Consider the following 21,080-nt stretch of genomic DNA (forward strand, 5'->3'; position numbering starts at 1 on the left):
CCGCCCGTCTTCTCCCGGTCCGTCTTCGCCTCGCCGAAAGGTGCTCAACTCCCCATGCCCGAGCTGGTGTTCTTCTCCGGAACGATGGACTGCGGGAAGTCGACGCTGGCTCTGCAGATCGAGCACAACCGCTCCGCGCGCGGTCTCGTCGGCATGATCTTCACGCGCGACGACCGGGCCGGCGAGGGCAAGCTGTCCTCCCGCCTCGGCCTGGTCACCGACGCGGTGGAGGTGGAGGACGGCCGGGACCTGTACGCGTACCTCGTCGACCACCTCTCCCAGGGCGGCCGCGCGGACTACGTGATCGCCGACGAGGCGCAGTTCCTGGCCCCGGAGCAGATAGACCAACTGGCGCGCGTCGTCGACGACCTGGGCGTCGACGTCTACGCCTTCGGCATCACGACCGACTTCCGCTCCAAGCTGTTCCCCGGCTCCCAGCGGCTGGTGGAACTCGCCGACCGGGTCGAGGTCCTGCAGGTCGAGGCCCTGTGCTGGTGCGGAGCCCGCGCCACGCACAACGCGCGCACGGTCGGCGGTGAAATGGTCGTCGAAGGTGCCCAGGTGGTCGTCGGCGACGTCAACCAGTCGGCGGACGAGGTCGGCTACGAGGTGCTGTGCCGCCGGCACCACCGGCGCCGTATGACGGCCGCGACGGCGCGTGCGGCGGCACTGTCCCCGGACGTCCTGCCGGTCCCGGCGGACTGAGGCGCCCCACCGGGGCTCAGCGCGGACTCTGGACCACGGAGAAGACCGCGCCCTCCGGATCCGCCACCGTCGCCACCCGGCCGTGCTCGGTGTCATGGGCCGGCTTCAGGACCTGACCGCCCAGCTCTGCGACCCGGCGCAGCGTCTCTTCGGTGTCGGCGACCGCGAAGTACGTCAGCCAGTGCGGGCCCCGGTCGCGGGGCAGCGCGTTGCCGACGCCATGGATGCCGCCCACCGGGCGGCCACCGACGTGCAGCGTCAGATAGTCGAAGTCGGCGGACACCACCGCCTCCTCCGCGAAGCCGAACACCGCCTTGTAGAACTTGGCGACGCTCGCCGTCTCGAAGGTGAGCAGCTCGTTCCAGGCGGGCGTGCCGGGCACGCCGGAGACGGCCATGCCGTGGTGCTCCGCCGCCTGCCAGATGCCGAACACCGCCCCCGAGGGGTCGGAGGCGATCAAGAGCCGACCGGCCTCGGCCATGTCCAGCGGGCCCACGCCCACGGTGCCGCCGCACAGCCGTACGGTCTCGGCCATCTGGTCCACGTCGTCGGAAGAGAGGTAGGGCGTCCAGGCGATCGGCAGATGGCGGTCCGGCGGCAGCTGACCGATGCCCGCCACCTCCTGCCCGTCGAGCAGGGCCCGCACATAGGGGCCGAGCTGCTGGGGACCGGGCTCGAACTCCCAGCCGAACAGCGCTCCGTAGAACTCCTCGGTCGCGGCCAGCCCGTGTGCCATCAGGGTCACCCAGCAGGGCGTGCCGGGCTCGCGCCGAGTTCGCGTGCCGTTCGGGCCCGCCGACCCCCGTGCCTCGGTCATCGTCACTCTCTCCCCGGCCCCTCGCGGTGGCCGAATCGCTTCCGCTCTCCGGATCGGTGTGCCGCAGTCGCGCGCACGCCCCGTGCCGATGCTCGCACCCTCCGTGACATCGCGCGCCGCGGCCGCGCCGCTGCCCTGCGGCGCCGCCGCGAGGATGCCTGTTCTGCCTTTTCTCTCCCGTTTCCGGGCGATTGCCGCCGGGTGTCCATCAGCTGCACAGCATGTGCCCGATCCCGCACGCCTGGTGATCGAGCCTGTCCGGCCGAGCAGAGTAGTCGGACCTGGACGATGCGGCCACCCCTGACGTAAGGATGGAGGCCATGAAAGCCATCATCACCGCAACGCGACTCGCGCACGACTTGACCGGGGACAACCCGCCGGTGCTGCTCGACGTCCGCTGGCAGCTCAGCCTGGCCAAGGCGGCTGGAGCACCGGCCTTCGACGGCCGGGCCGAGTACGAGGCCGGGCATGTCCCCGGCGCGGTCTTCGTCGACCTGGACCGGGAACTCGCCTCGCCCCCGGGCAAGAATGGCCGGCATCCGCTGCCGGACACCGCCGGGTTCGGCGCCGTCATGCGCAGGGCGGGTGTGACCACCGGCCGGCCGGTGGTTGTGTACGACGGCGGTCAGGGCTGGGCCGCGGCCCGTGCCTGGTGGCTGCTGCGCTGGACGGGTCACCCGGATGTGCGGGTCCTGGACGGTGGACTGCCCGCCTGGGAGGGGCCGCTGTCGACGGACGTACCCACGCCCGCCGAGGGCGACTTCGTGCCTGCGCCGGGCGCCGTGGGGCTCCTGGACGCGGACGGTGCCGCCGCGCTGGCCCGCTCCGGTGTGCTGCTCGACGCGCGGGCGGGGGAGCGGTACCGGGGCGACGTGGAGCCGATCGACCCGGTCGGCGGGCACATCCCGGGGGCCGTGTCCGCGCCGACGACCGAGAACGTGGCGGCGGACGGGCGGTTCCTGTCCGCGGAGGAGCTGCGGACCCGCTTCAAGTCGCTCGGGGCGTCCGAGGACGCCGAGGTCGGCGTGTACTGCGGCTCGGGCGTCTCGGGGGCGCACGAGGTCCTGGCGCTCGCCGTCGCGGGCATTCCGGCGGCGCTGTACGCGGGTTCCTGGTCGGAGTGGTCCTCGGACCCGTCCCGGCCGGTGGCCGTGGGGCCCGACCCTCAGTAGCAGCCGGAGAACCGACCCCAGCCGGAGAACCGGCCCCAGTGGCAGCCGGAGAAGGGGCCCCGCTCGCGAGCGGGGCCCCTTCTCCGTGTGGTCGTACGAGACCGGCTACTCCTGCTTCTTGCGGCGCGTCCCGAAGACGATCTCGTCCCAGCTGGGGACGGCCGCCCGGCGGCCGGGGCGGACGCCGTCGGCCTCGGCCTGGCGGTCGGTGGCGCCGATCAGACGGTCACGGTGGCTGCCGACGGAGCGCGGCATGAGGACGTCCGCGTAGGCGGATCCGGCCGAGGCCGCCGGGGCGGGAGGCTCCTCCGCCTCGGGCTCGGCGACGGGCTCCTCCGGCACCACCTCCGCCGGGCGCTCCGGGACCACCATGTCGCCCCGGAAGCTCGGCACCGCCTCCAACAGGCTGGTCAGCGAGTCCCGTTCGCTCGTGTTCTCCTCGGCGGGCTCGGACGCCTGCGCCGGCAGACTCGGCCGCTCGCGGTCCATGGCACGGTCCAGCGCACGATCGCGGGGCAGCCGGGCGATGCGCGGTACGAACGGAAAGCTCGGCTCCGGTACGGCGAGGTCGTCGGACTCGCCGATCAGCGAGCGCGCCTCGTCGTCGACGGCCTGCACGAGCCGCCGGGGCGGGTCGTACGTCCAACTCGCCGAGTGGGGTTCACCCGCAACCCGGTAGACCAGCAGGACCTCCCAGGTGCCGTCGTCGCGGCGCCACGAGTCCCACTGCACGGTGTCCTTCTCGGCGCCGCGCAACAGCAGGCGCTCCTGGACGGCCTCGCCCAGCAGGGGGCCGGAGTTCTCGCCGGGTCTGCGGACCGGGGTCTTGCGGGCCCGCTCCGCCATGAAGGCGCGCTCTGCGAGCACCGGGCCCTCGAACCGCCGTACGCGGTCGACGGGGATGCCGGCGAGCTGCGCGACCTCTTCCGCGGTCGCGCCCGCACGTATACGCGCCTGGATGTCGCGGGGCCGCAGATGGCTCTCGACCTCGATCTCGATCTGGCCGAGGCGGGGCCGGTCACCGCGCACGGCGGCACGCAGCCGCTCGTCGATCGGAAGCGTGTACTCCGTGGAGTCGGCAGCCTTGAGCACCAGCCGTGTGCCGTCATTCGAGACGGCCACGACACGCAGTTCGGGCATGGGGACCTCCCGGGTGGTGCCTGCCGACGTCACGTGCGTCGCTGCTTCCGCTAGTCGAGTGTGGCCTGCCCGGGTGCAGCCTGCCACAACCTTGCCGAGTTGCCCGGCGTGTCGGGCGCGGGCCCTGGGCCGCCGTTATGGCACGGTTACCTATTCGCAACGCTAAGTGACAACACCGTCACCCTGTGCAACTAGCCCCCCTCCCGGCGGTCCTGCAGGACCACGGGCACCCTGACGGGAGGCCGGGCCCAAGGCTCGCCACAGTACTCCATTCGGGCCACGTGCGTGGATTGGCACGCCGCCCAACTTCTGGCAAGGGATGCGACTTGGCCGTGCGCAAGCGGATTTTCCCGATCATGAACAGGGCATGCTTCACACAATTACCGCAATGGGAACCAATCGTTCCGGGTGTATGCCCCCGTAAGCCCCCTTACGCCCCCAAAACCCGCCGCAAGTAGTCGTTCTGGAACCGCCGCTCCGGGTCGAGCCGGTCCCTGAGGGCGGTGAACTCGCCGAAGCGCGGGTAGACCTCCGCGAAGTACTCCGCGTCCCGGGTGTGCACCTTGCCCCAGTGCGGCCGCCCCTCGTGCGCGGTGAAGATGCGCTCGGCGGCGGTGAAGTACGCCTGATAGGGCGTGCCCTTGAACATGTGGACGGCGATGTAGGCGCTGTCCCGGCCGGAGGCGGTGGACAAAGTGATGTCGTCGGCAGGCGCGGTGCGGACCTCCACCGGGAAGCTGATCCTGAGGGGCGAACGGTCGACCATCGCCCTGAGTTCCCGCAGCGCGTCCACCAGCGCCTCGCGCGGGACGGCGAACTCCATCTCCACGAACCGCACCCGGCGTGGCGATGTGAAGACCTTGTAGGGGATGTCCGTGTAAGTGCGGGCGGACAGGGCCTTGCTGGAGACCTGGGCGATCGTCGGGATCGCGGTGGGCGCGGCCCGGCCGACCCACTGGGCCACCTGGAACACGCCGTTGGAGAGGAACTCGTCCTCGAACCACCCGGCCAGCTGCCCCACCGGCTTCTCCGGGCCCGCGCTGCGGTTGTTGCGCTTCGTGTTGGTGTTGCCGGTGTGCGGGAACCAGTAGAACTCGAAGTGCTCGTTCTCGGCCCAGAGTTCGTCGAAATCGGCAAGCACCTTGTCGAACGGCATCGGCTCCTCGCGGGCCGTCAGCAGGAAGAGCGGCTCCACGGCGAAGGTGATCGCGGTGACGATGCCCAGGGCGCCCAGGCCTATTCGGGCGGCCGCAAAGACCGCGCGTTCTTCTTCGGTCCCCTTCTCGGAACAGGAGAGGACCGAGCCGTCGGCCGTGACCAGCTCCAGGCCCTTGATCTGGGCGGCGATCGAGGCGGAGTCGCGACCGGTGCCGTGGGTGCCGGTGCTGGTGGCCCCGGAGACGGTCTGCTCCATGATGTCGCCCATGTTGGTGAGCGACAGACCCTCGCGGGCCAGAGCCATGTTGAGTCTCTTGAGCGGGGTGCCGGCCTCGACCGTGACGGTCATGGCCTCACGGTCGATGGTGCGGATGCCGGTCAACAGTTGAGGGCGGATCAATACGCCGTCGGTGGCCGCGATGGAGGTGAAGGAGTGCCCGGTGCCGACGGCCTTCACCGTCAGGCCGTCCTCGGCGGCCCGGCGCACGGCCGCGGCCAGCTCTTCCACGGAGGCGGGCGTCACCTCCCGGGTGGGACGGGCGGCGACATTGCCTCCCCAGTTACGCCACGTGCCGTTCTTCCCGCTCGCTGTGGTGCTCAACGGTGCCTCCCCGACCCGCGGCCGGCCTGCTGAGCCGGCGGTACCCGAGGAAACCGACCGCGACCGCGACGGCTCCGGACACGGCCGGAACCCCATACCCGGCGCGTGCGCCGGCCGCGTCGATCACCCATCCGGCCACGGAGGAGCCGACGGCGACCCCGACCGCGAGGCCGGTGCTCACCCAGGTCATTCCCTCGGTGAGCTTCGCGCGAGGTACGTGCTCTTCGATGAGGGACATCGTCGTGATCATCGTCGGTGCGATGGACAGGCCCGCAACGAACAGCGCCACGGCCAGAAGCGGCAAGTTTCCGACCAGTAGGAGGGGGATCATACTCACGGCCATCGCGCATATGCCCAGCAGCCACCGGCGTTCGGGCGCCCCCGCGAAGCGCAGCAGCCCGAAGACGACCCCGGCCAGGCAGGAACCCGCCGCGTACAGCGCCAGGACGACGCTCGCGGCGGCCTTGTGGCCGTGCTCGTCGGCGAAGGCCACAGTGACCACGTCGACCGCCCCGAAGATCGCCCCCGTGGCCACGAAAGTGGCCACCAGCACCTGGAGTCCGGGGGAGCTCAGCGCCGAACCCCCGCCGTGGTGCTCGCGCGGGTGCGGCTCCGGCTCGGTGGCGCGCTGGGCCGTCAGCCAGAAGACACCGGCGGCCAGGAAACAGCCGGCCAGCAGCGGCCCCGCCTCCGGGAACCAGGCAGTGGACAGCCCGATGGAGACGATCGGCCCGAAGATGAAGCAGACCTCGTCCACCACGGACTCGAACGAGTAGGCGGTGTGCAGCTTCGGGGTGCCCCGGTACAGGGCCGCCCAGCGGGCCCGGATCATCGCGCCAAGACTCGGCACCGAGCCGATCCCCGCGGCGCAGACGAACAGCACCCAGTCCGGCCATGCGTAGTGCGCGGCCACCAGCAGCCCGGCCGCGGCGGCCAGGGCGACGAGGGTCGCGGGGCGCAGCACCCTGCGTTGCCCGTGCCGGTCCACCAGCCGGGAGATCTGCGGCCCGATCGCCGCGGCGGCCAGCGCGATGGTCGCGGACAGCGCGCCCGCGAGCCCGTACCGTCCGGTGAGCTGGGAGATCATCGTGACCACGCCGATGCCCATCATCGACAGCGGCATCCGGCCGAGGAAGCCCGCGGCGGAGAAGGCCCTGGTGCCTGGGGCGTCGAACAGGGCGCGATAAGGGCTGGCCACAGGGGTCTCCGTAAGGTGTGAAGAGAGTCGTTACAGCTTACGGGTTAGGCAACCCTAATGCACTGCCCGGAACCGCACTCGTCACCCCGCTGTTTCCCGGCTGTCAGTGCCGGGTGGCAGGATCGGATCCATGCCAGACGCGCTCGATGCCACCCCCTACGACGCCCTGCTCCTGCTCTCCTTCGGCGGCCCGGAAGGCCCGGACGACGTGGTTCCGTTCCTGGAGAACGTGACGCGCGGGCGCGGCATCCCCAAGGAACGCCTCAAGGAAGTCGGGCAGCACTACTTCCTGTTCGGCGGGGTCAGCCCCATCAACGACCAGAACCGCGCCCTGCTGGACGCCCTCCGCAAGGACTTCGCCGAGCACGGCCTGGACCTGCCCGTCTACTGGGGCAACCGCAACTGGGCCCCCTATCTGACGGACACCCTGCGCGAGATGGTCGCCGACGGCCGCCGCCGCATCCTGGTCCTGGCCACCAGCGCCTACGCCTCCTACTCGGGCTGCCGCCAGTACCGCGAGAACCTCGCCGACTCGCTGGCCGCCCTGGAGTCCGAGGGCCTGGAACTGCCCAAGGTCGACAAGCTGCGGCACTACTTCAACCACCCCGGCTTCGTGCAGCCCATGATCGACGGGGTGCTCGAGTCCCTCGCCGACCTCCCGGCCGACGTCCGGGACGGCGCCCACATCGCGTTCACGACCCACTCGATCCCCACCTCCGCCGCGGACACCTCCGGCCGGGTCGAGGACCACGGAGAGGGCGGCGCGTACGTCGAACAGCACCTGGACGTGGCAGAGGCGATCGCCGAGGCCGTCCACGAGCGCACGGGCATCGACCACCCCTGGCGGCTCGTCTACCAGTCCCGCTCCGGAGCCCCGCACATCCCGTGGCTCGAACCCGACATCTGCGACCACCTGGAGGCGCAGCACGAGGCCGGGGCCCCGGCCGTCGTCATGGCCCCCATCGGCTTCGTCTCCGACCACATGGAGGTCCTGTACGACCTCGACACCGAGGCGAAGGCAAAGGCCGAGGAGCTGGACCTGCCGGTGCGCCGTTCGGCCACCGTGGGCGCCGACCCGCGGTTCGCCGCCGCGATCCGCGAGCTGATCCTGGAGCGCGCCGCCGCGGAGAAGGGGCAGGAGGTCACGCCGTGCGCCCTGGGCACGCTCGGCGCGAGCCACGACCTCTGCCCGGTCGGCTGCTGCCCCGCCCGCACCCCCCGCCCCGCCGCCGCGGGCGCCGACAGCCCCTTCGCATGAGGAGCCCCGTGACCGACGCCCCGCATTCCGACCTGCTGCGGCTGGCCCAGGAGGCTGCCGGCCGCGCCGGCGCGCTGCTGCGGGACGGCCGCCCGGCCGACCTCGCGGTCGCCGCCACCAAGTCCAGCCCGATCGACGTCGTCACCGAGATGGACATCGCGGCGGAGAAGCTGATCACCGACCTGATCGCCGGCCACCGCCCCGACGACGGCTTCCTCGGCGAGGAGGGTGCCTCCAGCGAGGGCACGAGCGGCATCCGCTGGGTGATCGACCCGCTCGACGGCACGGTCAACTACCTGTACGGGCTGCCCACCTGGGCCGTGTCGATCGCGGCGGAGCAGGACGGGGAGACCGTCGTCGGGGTTGTCGCCGCCCCGATGCGCGGCGAGACGTACCACGCGCTGCGCGGCGGCGGCGCCTGGGCCACCGGCACCTGGGACGGCGAGCGAAGGCTGGCCTGCCGCCCCGCGCCACCCCTGGAGCAGGCCCTGGTGTCCACCGGCTTCAACTACGTCTCGGAGGTCCGCGCCCACCAGGCCGAGGTCGCCGCGAAGCTGATCCCGCTCCTGCGTGACATCCGGCGCAGCGGCTCGGCCGCGGTCGACCTGTGCGACGTGGCCGCGGGCCGCCTCGACGGCTACTACGAGCGCGGGCTGAACGCCTGGGACTTCGCCGCAGGTGACCTGATCGCCCGGGAGGCGGGCGCGCTGACGGGTGGACGCCCCGGAGAGCGCCCCGCACGCGGTCTCACGGTCGCGGGCACCCCCGGCGTCTTCGAACCCCTCCAGCGCCTCCTGGAGGACTTCGGCGCCTGGCACGACTGAGCGGGAGGGTCGGCGCGACGGACCTGGGCGGCTCGTTCGCGTACGGGGGCGCCCACGGCGAGGGTCCACCAACGCCCACTCTCCCGACGCGTCGGACCCTCGACGCCGGCTCGGGCGCCCCGAAGGCGAGAGCAATAGGCTCGGGCGCCCCGAAGGCGCAATAAAGGCGGAACCCCCGGCGCTGGATTCGCCGGGGGTCCCGTTCTCCTGCGTACGCGCGATCAGACGCTAGGCGCTGACCTCCACACCGTGTTCGGCGGCGAGGCGGCGCAGGTCGTCGAGCTCTGCCTGCTCCACGTCGACGAGGAAGTCGTCGCCCTCGTCACGAGCCCGCGTGAGGTCGGACTCGGTCGCCTTTATGCGCTGCAGAAGTCCTGCGGTGAATGCGTCCATGCTGCGCCCCCTCGTCCTGGGTCGTGGGTCGGTGGCACGGGGGTGTGCCGTTCGGAAGGGACGATCACGTCTCCTGCGGGTGCCCAGCGCAGCCCTGCTGGGCGGCGACGGTGCCGGACACCCACGCCCGCTCCGCGGAAAAAGCGGATCGCGATGTACCGCATGGTGTTGCGGCACATGCAGAGCGTGATCGCGGGGTGTAAAGCCGTCCTCCCCCCACTCCCTTCCACGGAAACCTCAACCGGAGGAGAAAATCTCGCATTCCCGTCCGCCCGGCCCGATCCGTCCGGTGCCGCCCCCGCCTTACAGCCGACTTATGGCCGAAAAGGGCAGGATGGAGGTCACACCCCACGAAGCCGCTGCCCGCGCGCGCTCACGGAGCGCTACGCGGGTGGACACAGGAAGGACAAGCGACGTGCGCGTACTCGTCGTCGAGGACGAGCAGCTGCTCGCCGATGCGGTGGCCACCGGACTACGCCGGGAGGCCATGGCCGTCGACGTCGTGTACGACGGTGCGGCCGCTCTGGAGCGCATCGGCGTCAACGACTACGACGTGGTCGTCCTCGACCGCGACCTCCCTCTCGTGCACGGCGACGACGTCTGCCGCAAGATCGTCGAGCTGGGCATGCCCACGCGCGTGCTGATGCTCACCGCCTCCGGCGACGTCAGCGACCGGGTCGAGGGCCTGGAGATCGGCGCCGACGACTATCTCCCCAAGCCCTTCGCGTTCAGCGAGCTCATCGCGCGCGTGCGTGCCCTCGGCCGGCGCACCAGCGTTCCGCTGCCGCCCGTCCTGGAGCGCGCCGGCATCAAGCTCGACCCCAATCGCCGCGAGGTCTTCCGCGAGGGCAAGGAGGTCCAACTCGCGCCCAAGGAGTTCGCCGTCCTGGAGGTGCTGATGCGCAGCGAGGGCGCGGTCGTCTCCGCGGAGCAGCTCCTGGAGAAGGCGTGGGACGAGAACACCGACCCGTTCACCAACGTGGTGCGCGTGACCGTCATGACCCTGCGCCGCAAGCTGGGCGAGCCGCCCGTCATCGTCACCGTCCCCGGCTCCGGCTACCGGATCTGATCCGCCGTGGCAGCCGCACCCGCGCCTCCGCAGGCGCCACCGAAGCCCACCTGGGACCCCCGGCGGCCGCAGCCCCCGTTCCCCTGGCTGCGCCCGACCATCCGCATACGGCTCACGCTGCTGTACGGCGGCATGTTCCTGATCGCCGGCATCCTCCTGCTGTCGATCATCTATCTGCTGGCCGCGCAGGCCATCAACACCGGCAACCAGCCGCTGTTCAAGATCGTCAACTTCGAGTCGCTCAAGGTCTCCAGCGAGGACTGCCCGGCGATCAGGAACACCAGCCTGCAGCTGCCCGACTTCAACGACGCGATCAGTCACTGCGTCGACCAGCAGCGCCAGGTCGCCCTGGACAACCTGCTCAGCCGCTCCTTGCTGGCCCTGCTGGGCCTCGCCATCATCGCCTTCGCGTTCGGCTACGCGATGGCGGGCCGGGTGCTGTCCCCGCTCGGCCGGATCACCCGCACCGCCCGCCAGGTGGCAGGTTCCGACCTGTCCCGGCGGATCGAGCTGGACGGCCCGGACGACGAGCTGAAGGAGCTGGCGGACACCTTCGACGACATGCTGGAGCGCCTGCAGCGGGCCTTCACCGCGCAGCAGCGCTTCGTCGGGAACGCCTCGCACGAGCTGCGGACCCCGCTCGCGATCAACCGCACGCTCCTCGAGGTGCACCTGTCCGACCCGCACGCGCCCGTGGAGCTGCAGCAGCTCGGAAAGACGCTGCTGGCCACCAACGAGCGCAGCGAGCAGCTCGTGGAGGGTCTGCTGCTGCTCGCCCGCAGCGACAACCAGATCGTCGAGCGAAAGCCCGTCGACCTCGCCGAGGTCGCCTCGCAGGCCGTCGACCAGGTGCATGCCGAGGCGCAGGCCAAGGGCGTGCGGATCGAGGGCGAGCGCAAGCCCGCGGTCGTCCAGGGCAATGGCGTCCTGCTGGAGCGGATCGCCCTGAACCTGGTGCAGAACGCGGTGCGCTACAACGTCCCCGAGGACGGCTGGGTGGAGGTCACCACCGAGATCCACCACGGGCAGGCGGTGCTGACGGTCTCGAACACCGGGCCGGTCGTGCCGGCGTACGAGATCGACAACCTCTTCGAGCCCTTCAGACGGCTCCGTACGGAGCGCACCGGCAGCGACAAGGGTGTCGGCCTCGGCCTGTCGATCGCGCGGTCCGTGGCGCGCGCCCACGGCGGACACATCGCGGCGCAGCCGCGCGAGGGGGGCGGGCTCGTGATGCGGGTCACCCTGCCGGTGTGACGTACAACTGATCGTGTTTCGACACACGCGGGGTGTTCGCTTTGCGCGGAATTTTTGGGAGACCTGACAGGCTTCCCCGTGTGTGATCGATCACATGCGCGGTTTTCCGGCCATCTACTCTCAGTGATCATGACTGGGGGTGGAAAGCCGGGAAAATCCGGGTTTTCAGGGGTCCCGATCACGGGAAGTACACGGTGGGATGCCTTTGAGGCGCGGCATTAGGACCGTGTACGGTCCCCATCGCCATCCAAGCCGATCACTCTTGAGGAGTCCGGTTGGGTGTCGATTGAGTAACAGACCTTGATGTGAGGCAAAATCTCCGCCTCGGGTCGGGCACAAGTCCGGCCTCTCACGCGTTACGTGCGCTGGAGACACCGCAGACACCCAGAGGGGGAGAGCGACATGGCAACCGATTACGACACTCCACGCAAGACCGACGACGACGTCGACTCGGACAGTCTCGAAGAGCTGAAGGCCAGGAGGAACGACAAGTCGACCTCCGCGGTGGACGTCGACGAGTTCGAGGCCGCCGAAGGTCTTGAGCTGCCCGGCGCAGACCTCTCGAACGAGGAGCTGGCCGTCCGGGTGCTGCCGAAGCAGCAGGACGAGTTCACCTGCATGAGCTGCTTCCTGGTGCATCACCGCAGCCAGCTGGCCAGGGAGAAGAACGGTCAGCCGATCTGCCGCGACTGCGACTGAGGACGGGTCGGCCGTGACTGGCGCGACCCCTCCCAGGAAGCGCCGCTTCCGTCTGACGGGAGCGGACCAGGGGCCGTCCGACGGCCCGATCGGCGCGCGTGACGACGAGCGGGGCTCATCAGGCAAGGGAGCCTCGCTCGAGCCGGTGGCCGACCGGGGTGACCTCCCGGCGTCGGCCGAGGTGCCCGCGCCCGTCGCGAGGCGGCGGGTCGCGGTCATCCGGGACAAGGCCTGGGACATGGCCCGGGAAGGCGCCCGTAAGGGCGGCAGCCGCGCCAAGGCGGGCCTCGGGTACCTCGCGGACCGGATCATCGAGATCGCCCCGCGGATTCCCGTTCGTGACCTCGCCACACTGCGCAGACAGTTCCCGGGCCTCGGGCCCGAGGAGCTCGCGGACAAGCTCGTGGCCGGCGCGGCCTACGGGACCTCGACCGTCGGGGCCGGGATCGGGGCCGCGGCGATGCTGCCGGTGCCGCCAGCCATGCCGACCGAGCTGGCCGCGGAGATCACCGGGGTCGCGGCGATCGAGCTGAAGCTGATCGCCGAGCTGCACGAGGTGTACGGCGTACGGCCGCCGGGCAGCCTCAAGGACCGGAGCGCCGCGTATCTGTCCTCCTGGTCGGGGGAGCGCGGGATCCAGGTGATGAAGCCGTCGACGTACGACCGCGCCCTCGGCGGCCAGATGAAGCGCGAGCTGCGTCAGCAGATCATGAAGCGGATGGTGCGCGACCTGCCCAATCTGATGCCGTTCATGGTCGGCGCGGCGGTCGGGGCGGTCATGAACCGCCGGGACACCAGAAGACTCGCGGCACGGATCCGCACGGACCTACGCACGATCCAGGTCCCGTGGGACGCCCTGCCCGAACTGCCCCCGCTGGAGCCGCCGGAGCATCCGCTGACGATGGGGGAGATCACCAAGGAACTGGGGCGCTGAGCCCTCTGTCCCACCATCGTGCGCCCTGCCACGCCACGTCCTGCCACACGCCCCTGTGGGACGGCCTACGCCGCCGTGTGCCCGCGGGCCGTCTCGATGGCGGCCGCCAGGCGTTCCGGCTCCCGCGTCGACAGGTACAGGTACGGCGTCGGGTCGTCCGGGTCCGTGACCTCGACCCGCAGGGCCGTGGGGATGTAGGCGCGCAGGAGGAGGAAGGCGCGGGTGTCGGCCTTGTACGTGCGCCAGGCGCGGGCCTCCTCCGGGTCCAGGATCTCCGACTTGCCCAGGGCCGACACCGGGATCTTGGCCTCGCCGGCGATCAGGGAATCGCCCACGACACGGATGCGCAGCGAGCCGTACGAGCTGGCGACCACCGCGGCCGCCGCCGTGCCGCCCACCAGGCCGCCCAGCGCCGGCAACGGGCCGAACGGGAGCAGGATCAGGGCGAACGAGACCCCGACCAGGAAGCTGATCAGCCACCAGGAACGGGGCGCGGTGAGGCGTTCTTCGTAGGGGCCGGCGGAGAGCTGCATGGGGCCAAGCTTGGCACGGTGTCCGGACAGCGCCGACGCGCGGGTAAGGTCTGCGGCTGTGAGTGGTAGTTCCTCAGGTCTCAAGCCCCCCGCCGATGCCGTGAAACCAGTCCGGCACCCCGATGCCCCCGCGCCCGGTGAGCTGCTCGGTGCTCACTACGAACAGTGTTTCGGCTGTGGCCAGGAGCAGTCGCACGGACTCCATCTGGAGGCGCGGGCCGGCGAGGGTGTGTCCCTCACGGCCGAGTTCACCGTGCAGCCCGCCCACCAGGGCGCCCCCGGCCTCGCGCACGGCGGAGTGCTGGCCACCGCCCTCGACGAGACCCTCGGTTCGCTCAACTGGCTGCTGCGGACCATCGCCGTCACCGGCCGGCTGGAGACGGACTTCGTGCGGCCCGTCCCGGTGGGGACGACGCTGCATCTGGAGGCCGAGGTGACCGCCGTAGCCGGGCGGAAGATCTACTCCAGGGCCACCGGCCGGATCGGCAGCCCCGACGGGCCCGTCGCCGTCCGCGCCGACGCCCTCTTCATCGAGGTCAAGGTCGATCACTTCGTCAACAACGGCCGTAAGGAAGAGATCCAGGCGGCCATGAGCGACCCGGACCAGACCCGGCGTGCTCGTGCGTTCGAGGTGAACCCTTGAGCCGTGAGCCCCTGAACGTGCTGATCCGCCGTGTCGACCCGGATGTACCGCTTCCGGCGTACGAGCACCCCGGTGACGCGGGAGCCGATCTGCGGACGACTCAGGGGTGCGAATTGAAGCCGGGGGAGCGGGCCGTTCTGCCCACGGGAGTGTCTGTCGCCCTCCCGGAGGGGTACGCGGCGTTCGTGCACCCTCGATCCGGTCTCGCAGCCCGCTGTGGTGTCGCCCTCGTGAATGCCCCGGGGACGGTGGATGCCGGGTACCGTGGGGAGATCAAGGTGATCGTGGTGAATCTCGACCCGCGCGAGTGCGTGCGGTTCGAGCGCTTCGACCGGATTGCCCAACTGGTCGTCCAGCAGGTCGAGCGGGTCCGCTTCCAGGAGGTCGCGGAGCTGCCCGATTCTGTACGGGCCGAGGGGGGCTTCGGGTCCACCGGCGGTCATGCCGCGGTGGGCGACGTGAGCGGCACAAACGGTCAGGCCGCCGACGGCGGTCGGACGGGTGGGAATCGATACGCTTCGGTCGTATCCGACCGGGAAGGACAGTGACGTGTTCGGACGTCGCAAGAAGAAGGGTGCCGCCGAGGACGCGGCCGGCGAGGCCGAGCAGGTCGTCGACAGCGTCGACACCGAGGCGGACGAGGAAGAGGGCGAGCGCGAGCGCGTACGCCTCGAGCCGGAGCCAAGGCCCGACGGGCCGTGGGACGACTCCGAGGTACGCGACCCGAGCGAGGGCCGGGTGGACCTCGGTGGTCTGTTCGTGCCCGGTGTCGACGGCATGGAGCTGCGGGTCGAGGTCGCGGGCGACGCGATCGTCGCGGCGACGGTCGTGCTGCGCGACAGCGCCGTCCAGCTGCAGGCCTTCGCCGCGCCCAAGCGCGAGGGCATCTGGGGCGAGGTCCGCGAGGAGATCGCGACCGGCATCACCCAGCAGGGCGGCATCGTGGACGAGGTCGAGGGTCCGCTGGGCTGGGAGCTGCGCGCCCAGGTTCCGGTGCAGCTGCCGGACGGCACGAGTGGCTTCCAGGTCGTGCGGTTCGTGGGTGTGGACGGCCCGCGCTGGTTCCTGCGCGGTGTGATCTCCGGCCAGGGCGCGGTGCAGCCGCAGGCGGCCGGTCTGCTCGAGCAGATCTTCCGGGACACGGTCGTGGTCCGCGGCGAGGGCCCGATGGCGCCCCGCGACCCGATCGTCCTGAAGCTGCCGAACGACGCCCAGATGGTTCCCGAAGGCGTCCAGCAGGAGGAGTCCTCGCGCTTCTCCGGCGGCATGGGCCAGCTGCAGCGCGGACCGGAGATCACCGAGGTCCGCTAGGCGTCGCGCCCGGCCGGGCCGAGTGGTTCAAGGGCCGTACCCCGATGTCGGGGTGCGGCCCTTTCGCATGCGTGACCCCTTGACGGGCGAATGGTCTGTACCTACGGTCCCGGCCAACGCCTGTGTTCACAGAGGCGCTCTGAGTTCACTGCCCGCCCTCGTGGCCTCCCTGCTGCTGGGCGCCCTGGCGGCACCCGCCGCCCACTCCGCCCCCACCGCCTTCGTCCATCCCGGAGTCACCGTCTCCAAGGGCGCTGCTGCCCTCCCTCGTCGGCCTGGCCGACCACGCGGCCCAGCGGCCCGGCGAGCTGTCCGGCGGCCAGCAGCAGCGCGTCGCCATCGCCCGCGCCCTCGCCGACCGTCCCGCGCTCCTCGTGGCCGACGAGCCGACCGACGGGCCAGGTGGACGCCGAGATCGGTCACGCGAGCTGCTGCGGGCCGTCGTGCACAGCGAGCGGGTCACGGCGCTGGTCGCCACGCACGACGCGACCCTGCTCGACCTGGCCGACCGGGTGCCGGAGCTGGGCGACGGGGAGATCGTCGAGCACTGAGCATGCGGTCGGGCACCGAGCGCACAGCACATCGGGGAGCCCATCAGGGTTGCGTCAAAGATGCCCGCTGCCGGACCACGTGCCCCATTGGCCAGGATTGTGGGCCGTAAGGTCGACGCTGCGTATGCAGCAGTAACCGGAAGACAATGGGGCCATGGCACGCGGCAAGCTTCGGATCTACCTCGGCGCGGCACCGGGCGTGGGCAAGACCTACGCGATGCTGTCGGAGGCGCACCGGCGGGGCGAGCGGGGCACCGACTGCGTGGTGGCCTTCGTGGAGTACTACGGCCGGCCGCGGACCGAGGTGATGCTGCACGGCCTGGAGCAGGTCCCGCGCAGGGAGCTGGAGTACCGCGGCGCCGTCTTCACCGAGATGGACGTCGACGCCGTCCTGCGCCGCGCGCCCGCCGTCGCCCTGGTGGACGAACTCGCGCACACCAACATCCCGGGCTCGCGCAACGCCAAGCGCTGGCAGGACGTCGAGGAACTGCTCGCCGCGGGCATCGACGTGATCTCGACCGTCAACATCCAGCACCTGGAATCGCTCGGCGACGTCGTGGAGTCGATCACGGGTGCACGGCAGCGGGAGACCGTGCCGGACGAGGTCGTACGGCGGGCGGATCAGATCGAGCTTGTCGACATGTCGCCGCAGGCGCTGCGGCGGCGGATGGCGCACGGCAACATCTACAAACCGGACAAGGTCGACGCGGCCCTGTCCAACTACTTCCGGCCGGGCAACCTGACCGCGCTGCGCGAGCTGGCGCTGCTGTGGGTGGCCGACCGGGTCGACGAGTACCTCAAGCAGTACCGCAGCGAGCACCAGGTCTCGGCGATCTGGGGCTCCCGGGAGCGGATCGTCGTCGGCCTGACCGGAGGCCCCGAGGGGCGCACGCTGATCCGCCGGGCCGCCCGGCTCGCCGAAAAGGGCGCCGGCGGCGAGGTGCTCGCCGTCTACATAGCCCGCAGCGACGGCCTGACCTCGGCCTCCCCGAAGGAGCTCGCCGTCCAGCGCACGCTGGTCGAGGACCTCGGCGGCACCTTCCACCACGTCGTCGGCGACGACATACCCACCGCCCTGCTCGACTTCGCGCGTGGGGTCAACGCCACCCAGATCGTCCTCGGCTCCTCGCGGCGCAAGGCCTGGCAGTACATCTTCGGGCCCGGCGTCGGTGCCACGGTCGCCCGCGAGTCCGGGCCCGACCTCGACGTCCACATCGTCACCCACGGGGAGGTGGCCAAGGGCCGCGGACTGCCCGTGGCCCGGGGCGCCCGGCTCGGCCGCGCCCGGATCATCTGGGGCTGGGCCGTGGGGCTGGCGGGCCCGGCCGTCCTGGCGGTGCTGCTGACCACCATGAACCTCGGCCTCGCCAACGACATGCTGCTGTTCCTGACCATCACGGTCGCGGCGGCACTGCTCGGCGGGCTGCTGCCGGCCCTGGCCTCGGCGGCGTTCGGGTCGCTGCTGCTGAACTACTTCTACACACCCCCGCTGCACCGGCTGACGATCGCCGACCCGAAGAACATCGTCGCCATCGTGATCTTCTTCGGGGTCGCGGTGTCGGTCGCCTCGGTGGTGGACCTCGCGGCCCGGCGCACCCATCAGGCGGCCCGGCTGCGCGCCGAGTCGGAGATCCTCTCCTTCCTGGCCGGCAACGTGCTGCGCGGCGAGACCAGCCTGGAGGAACTGCTGGAGCGGGTCCGGGAGACCTTCGGGATGGAGTCGGCGGCCCTGCTGGAGCGGGCGGGCGAGGTCGAGCCGTGGACCTGCGTCGGCCGCGCCGGATTCGGGCCCACGCTGGAGCGGCCGGAGGACGCCGACGTCGACATGCCGGTCGGCGACAACCTGGCGCTCGCGCTGACGGGCCGCGTGCTGCCGGCCGAGGACCGGCGGGTGCTGGCCGCCTTCGCCGCGCAGGCCGTGGTCGCGCTGGACCGCAGGCGCCTCCAGGAGGAGGCCGACCGGGCCCGCGCGCTGGCCGAGGGCAACCGCATCCGCACGGCGCTGCTGGCCGCCGTCAGCCACGACCTCCGTACGCCCCTGGCCGGCATCAAGGCAGCCGTCTCCTCGCTGCGGTCCGACGACGTGGCCTGGTCCGAGGAGGACCAGGCGGAGCTCCTCGAGGGCATCGAGGAGGGTGCCGACCGGCTCGACCACCTGGTGGGCAACCTGCTCGACATGTCCCGACTGCAGACCGGCACGGTCACCCCGATCATCCGCGAGATAGACCTCGACGAGGTGGTCCCGATGGCGCTGGGCGGCGTATCCGAGGGCAGCGTGGACCTGGACATCCCCGAGAGTCTGCCGATGGTCGCCGTCGACGCCGGGCTCCTCGAACGCGCGGTGGCCAACCTGGTGGAGAACGCCGTCAAGTACAGCCCGCCGGACCAGCCCGTGCTCGTCTCCGCCAGCGCCATCGCCGACCGGGTCGAGGCGCGGATCGTGGACCGGGGGCCGGGCGTCCCGGACTCGGCCAAGGAGCGCATCTTCGAACCCTTCCAGCGCTACGGCGACGCCCCGCGCGGGGCCGGGGTCGGCCTCGGCCTGGCGGTCGCGCGCGGCTTCGCCGAGGCCATGGGCGGCACGCTCGACGCCGAGGACACGCCCGGCGGCGGTCTCACCATGGTCCTGAGCCTGCGCGCGGCAGGATCGCGTACCGGACAGCTCACACCCGTACAACCGGAAAGGCAGGTCTCATGACCCGGGTGCTCGTGGTCGACGACGAGCCGCAGATCGTGCGCGCCCTCGTGATCAACCTCAAGGCACGCAAGTACGAGGTGGACGCGGCCCCCGACGGCCGCACCGCCCTCGAACTCGCCGCCTCCCGCCACCCCGACGTGGTGGTCCTGGACCTGGGCCTGCCCGACATGGACGGCGTCGAGGTGATCAAGGGCCTGCGCGGCTGGACCCGGGTGCCGATCCTGGTCCTGTCGGCCCGGCACACCTCCGACGAAAAGGTCGAGGCGCTCGACGCCGGCGCAGACGACTACGTGACCAAGCCCTTCGGCATGGACGAGCTGCTGGCCCGGTTGCGGGCCGCCGTGCGCCGGGCCGAGCCGGTCGCCGGGGGCGGCGAGGACGACGTGCTGGTGGAGACCGAGGGGTTCACGGTCGACCTGGCCGCGAAGAAGGTCAACCGGGCCGGCAAGGACGTACGGCTGACTCCGACCGAGTGGCATCTGCTGGAGGTGCTGGTGCACAACACCGGCCGCCTGGTCAGCCAGAAGCAGCTGCTGCAGGAGGTGTGGGGGCCGTCGTACGGGACCGAGTCGAACTACCTGCGCGTGTACATGGCCCAGCTGCGCCGCAAGCTGGAGGCGGACCCCTCGCACCCCAAGCACTTCATCACGGAGCCGGGGATGGGTTATCGGTTCGAGGGGTGAGCCGTGGGGCGGCCGGGGGTCCGGGGGGTGGCCCCCGGGGGATGCGGTATCACGGAGCCGGGGATGGGTTATCGGTTCGAGGGGTGAGCCGTGGGGCGGCCGGGGGTCCGGGGGGTGGCCCCCGGGGGATGCGGTATCACGGAGCCGGGGATGGGTTATCGGTTCGAGGGGTGAGCTGTGGGCGGCGCGGGTTCGAGCCGTGGGGCCGCGGGTACGTAGCCGTCAGTGCACCCCGGTACGCTTCAGATATGAGTGCTGTTCCTCGTTCCGAAAAGCCGGTGGGCCGGTTCCGGCGCATGCTCGACCGGCTTTCCTCGTCCCAGGAGGACCTGGAGTCCGAGGAGCTGCGGGAGGACGCCGACACCGCGGGCTGTATCCGGATCGGCGACTGCCACGACCGGCAGATCGTCACGGTTACTGGTACCTTGCGCACGGTCACACTGCGACCGCGCGCCGGAGTTCCGGCCCTGGAGGCCGAGCTGTTCGACGGCTCCGCCGCCCTGGACGTGGTGTGGCTCGGCAGGCGCTCCATCGTGGGGATAGAACCGGGACGCAAGCTGATCGCGTCGGGCCGGATCTCGATGAGCCGGGGCCGCCGTGTGCTGTTCAACCCCAAGTACGAACTGAGACCCCTCGGACGGGAGTAGCCCGTGACGTCACTCGACAAGCCGACCGAAGACACCACTCAGCAGGACGAAGCCCGGGCGGTCACCGAGGCCGCCCTGTTCGAGGCGTTCGGCGGTGTCCGGGGCATGGTCGAGACGGTCCTGCCCGGCCTGCTCTTCGTCACGATCTTCACGATCAACAAGGACCTGCACTGGTCCGCGATCGCCGCGCTGGCCGTGTCGCTCGTCCTGGTCGTGGTCCGGCTGGCGATGAAGGACACCGTCAAGCACGCCTTCAGCGGTGTCTTCGGTGTCGCCTTCGGTGTGGTCTTCGCGATGTTCACCGGCAACGCCAAGGACTTCTACCTCCCCGGCATGCTCTACACGCTGGGCCTGGCGCTGGCGTACATCATCACGACCCTCGCGGGCGTTCCCCTGATCGGGCTGATCCTCGGGCCGGTCTTCAAGGAGAACCTCTCCTGGCGCACCCGTAACCCCGGCCGCAAGAAGGCCTACGCCAAGGCGAGTTGGGCCTGGGGCCTGATCCTGCTCGCCAAGTGCGCCATCCTCTTCCCGCTCTACTGGTGGGCGAACACCGCTCAGCTCGGCTGGGTCCTGGTCGCCCTCAAGATCCCGCCCTTCCTCCTCGCGGTCTGGCTGACCTGGGTCTTCCTGGCGAAGGCGCCCGCGCCGATCGACGTCTTCGCGGAGATGGAGGCGGAGGAGAAGGCCGAGGAGGAGCGCAAGGCGGCACTGGCGGCGGAGCGGGGCGAGACGACGGGCGGACGGCACCGCCGGGACGGGTAGCTTCGCGTCCATCGCATACGACGACGG

21 protein-coding genes and 1 pseudogene are annotated in these 21,080 nt (G+C 71.1%); 16 read left to right on the plus strand and 6 right to left on the minus strand.

The genetic code is table 11. The features are described from left to right. Positions 1–54: 54 nt before the first annotated feature. On the plus strand, positions 55–705 hold the full coding sequence (locus Q8A52_RS34020) for a thymidine kinase (RefSeq protein WP_316758502.1): 651 nt from the start codon (positions 55–57) through the stop codon (positions 703–705). A gap of 16 nt (positions 706–721) precedes the next feature. Here Q8A52_RS34020 and Q8A52_RS34025 read toward each other — a convergent pair whose 3' ends face one another. After that, positions 722–1,522 (minus strand): VOC family protein, encoded by an 801-nt coding sequence (locus Q8A52_RS34025; protein WP_316758504.1) that lies wholly within the window; start codon positions 1,520–1,522, stop codon positions 722–724. Between the two features lie 320 nt (positions 1,523–1,842). Between Q8A52_RS34025 and Q8A52_RS34030 the strand changes: the two genes are divergently transcribed. Next, positions 1,843–2,694, plus strand: a complete 852-nt coding sequence (locus Q8A52_RS34030; RefSeq protein ID WP_316758506.1) for a sulfurtransferase — start codon at positions 1,843–1,845, stop codon at positions 2,692–2,694. Positions 2,695–2,799: 105 nt separating this feature from the next. Here Q8A52_RS34030 and sepH read toward each other — a convergent pair whose 3' ends face one another. The 3 genes from sepH to Q8A52_RS34045 all read right to left on the minus strand — a co-directional run bounded on the left by sepH (position 2,800) and on the right by Q8A52_RS34045 (position 6,791). Beyond that, entirely contained in the window at positions 2,800–3,834 is a 1,035-nt protein-coding gene (gene sepH, locus Q8A52_RS34035; RefSeq protein ID WP_316758508.1) for a septation protein SepH, read from the minus strand. Between the two features lie 430 nt (positions 3,835–4,264). Beyond that, positions 4,265–5,593, minus strand: coding sequence for a D-arabinono-1,4-lactone oxidase (locus Q8A52_RS34040; protein ID WP_316758510.1), 1,329 nt, complete (start codon positions 5,591–5,593; stop codon positions 4,265–4,267). After that, positions 5,553–6,791, minus strand: a complete 1,239-nt coding sequence (locus Q8A52_RS34045; RefSeq protein WP_316758512.1) for an MFS transporter — start codon at positions 6,789–6,791, stop codon at positions 5,553–5,555. The genes Q8A52_RS34040 and Q8A52_RS34045 overlap by 41 nt, the downstream gene beginning before the upstream one ends. 130 nt (positions 6,792–6,921) lie before the next feature. Here Q8A52_RS34045 and Q8A52_RS34050 point away from each other — a divergent pair, with 130 nt between their 5' ends. Both Q8A52_RS34050 and Q8A52_RS34055 read left to right on the plus strand, forming a co-directional pair. Then, positions 6,922–8,049, plus strand: coding sequence for a ferrochelatase (locus Q8A52_RS34050; RefSeq protein WP_316758514.1), 1,128 nt, complete (start codon positions 6,922–6,924; stop codon positions 8,047–8,049). Positions 8,050–8,057: 8 nt separating this feature from the next. Further along, positions 8,058–8,873 (plus strand): inositol monophosphatase family protein, encoded by an 816-nt coding sequence (locus Q8A52_RS34055; RefSeq protein ID WP_316758516.1) that lies wholly within the window; start codon positions 8,058–8,060, stop codon positions 8,871–8,873. A gap of 228 nt (positions 8,874–9,101) precedes the next feature. Here Q8A52_RS34055 and Q8A52_RS34060 read toward each other — a convergent pair whose 3' ends face one another. Further along, entirely contained in the window at positions 9,102–9,266 is a 165-nt protein-coding gene (locus Q8A52_RS34060) for a hypothetical protein (protein ID WP_316758518.1), read from the minus strand. A gap of 415 nt (positions 9,267–9,681) precedes the next feature. On the opposite strand from Q8A52_RS34060, the gene Q8A52_RS34065 reads away from it, so the two are divergent. From Q8A52_RS34065 to Q8A52_RS34080, 4 genes are all read left to right on the plus strand, one after another. Then, on the plus strand, positions 9,682–10,335 hold the full coding sequence (locus Q8A52_RS34065; protein WP_055494404.1) for a response regulator transcription factor: 654 nt from the start codon (positions 9,682–9,684) through the stop codon (positions 10,333–10,335). Positions 10,336–10,341: 6 nt separating this feature from the next. Beyond that, positions 10,342–11,589 (plus strand): sensor histidine kinase, encoded by a 1,248-nt coding sequence (locus tag Q8A52_RS34070; RefSeq protein WP_316758522.1) that lies wholly within the window; start codon positions 10,342–10,344, stop codon positions 11,587–11,589. 402 nt (positions 11,590–11,991) lie between these two features. Then, entirely contained in the window at positions 11,992–12,288 is a 297-nt protein-coding gene (locus tag Q8A52_RS34075; RefSeq protein ID WP_005481602.1) for a DUF4193 domain-containing protein, read from the plus strand. Positions 12,289–12,301: 13 nt separating this feature from the next. Next, complete coding sequence (locus tag Q8A52_RS34080) at positions 12,302–13,222, plus strand: hypothetical protein (RefSeq protein WP_316758524.1); 921 nt, start codon at positions 12,302–12,304, stop codon at positions 13,220–13,222. Positions 13,223–13,287: 65 nt separating this feature from the next. Here the strand turns inward: Q8A52_RS34080 and Q8A52_RS34085 are convergent, their stop codons facing one another. Beyond that, the gene (locus Q8A52_RS34085) at positions 13,288–13,755 is read right to left on the minus strand and encodes a DUF3093 domain-containing protein (RefSeq protein ID WP_316758526.1); all 468 of its coding nucleotides are present in this window, start codon (positions 13,753–13,755) and stop codon (positions 13,288–13,290) included. Between the two features lie 58 nt (positions 13,756–13,813). On the opposite strand from Q8A52_RS34085, the gene Q8A52_RS34090 reads away from it, so the two are divergent. The 8 genes and pseudogenes from Q8A52_RS34090 (at position 13,814) to Q8A52_RS34125 (ending at position 21,053) form a co-directional block, all read left to right on the plus strand. Then, positions 13,814–14,398: a PaaI family thioesterase gene (locus Q8A52_RS34090; RefSeq protein WP_316758528.1), complete on the plus strand. Its 585-nt coding sequence runs from the start codon at positions 13,814–13,816 to the stop codon at positions 14,396–14,398. After that, positions 14,395–14,946 carry a dUTP diphosphatase gene (gene dut, locus Q8A52_RS34095; RefSeq protein WP_316758529.1) on the plus strand — a complete coding sequence of 184 codons (552 nt, stop codon included), beginning with the start codon at positions 14,395–14,397 and terminating at the stop codon, positions 14,944–14,946. Before Q8A52_RS34090 ends, dut begins: the two co-directional genes overlap by 4 nt. Before the next feature lies 1 nt (position 14,947). Next, positions 14,948–15,709, plus strand: coding sequence for a DUF3710 domain-containing protein (locus tag Q8A52_RS34100; protein WP_316758531.1), 762 nt, complete (start codon positions 14,948–14,950; stop codon positions 15,707–15,709). Between the two features lie 254 nt (positions 15,710–15,963). Continuing rightward, a pseudogene (locus tag Q8A52_RS34105) lies at positions 15,964–16,260 on the plus strand (ATP-binding cassette domain-containing protein); the annotation flags it as partial. A 154-nt stretch (positions 16,261–16,414) separates the two neighbouring features. After that, positions 16,415–18,958 (plus strand): sensor histidine kinase, encoded by a 2,544-nt coding sequence (locus tag Q8A52_RS34110; RefSeq protein WP_316758533.1) that lies wholly within the window; start codon positions 16,415–16,417, stop codon positions 18,956–18,958. After that, positions 18,955–19,641, plus strand: a complete 687-nt coding sequence (locus Q8A52_RS34115) for a response regulator (protein ID WP_316758535.1) — start codon at positions 18,955–18,957, stop codon at positions 19,639–19,641. The genes Q8A52_RS34110 and Q8A52_RS34115 overlap by 4 nt, the downstream gene beginning before the upstream one ends. A gap of 248 nt (positions 19,642–19,889) precedes the next feature. Next, positions 19,890–20,288, plus strand: a complete 399-nt coding sequence (locus Q8A52_RS34120; protein WP_316758537.1) for an OB-fold nucleic acid binding domain-containing protein — start codon at positions 19,890–19,892, stop codon at positions 20,286–20,288. A 3-nt stretch (positions 20,289–20,291) separates the two neighbouring features. Beyond that, complete coding sequence (locus Q8A52_RS34125) at positions 20,292–21,053, plus strand: DUF3159 domain-containing protein (protein WP_316758539.1); 762 nt, start codon at positions 20,292–20,294, stop codon at positions 21,051–21,053. Positions 21,054–21,080 lie beyond the last annotated feature (27 nt).

The sequence above is a fragment of the Streptomyces herbicida genome, from assembly GCF_032656585.1.
Lineage (GTDB): Bacteria > Actinomycetota > Actinomycetes > Streptomycetales > Streptomycetaceae > Streptomyces > Streptomyces herbicida.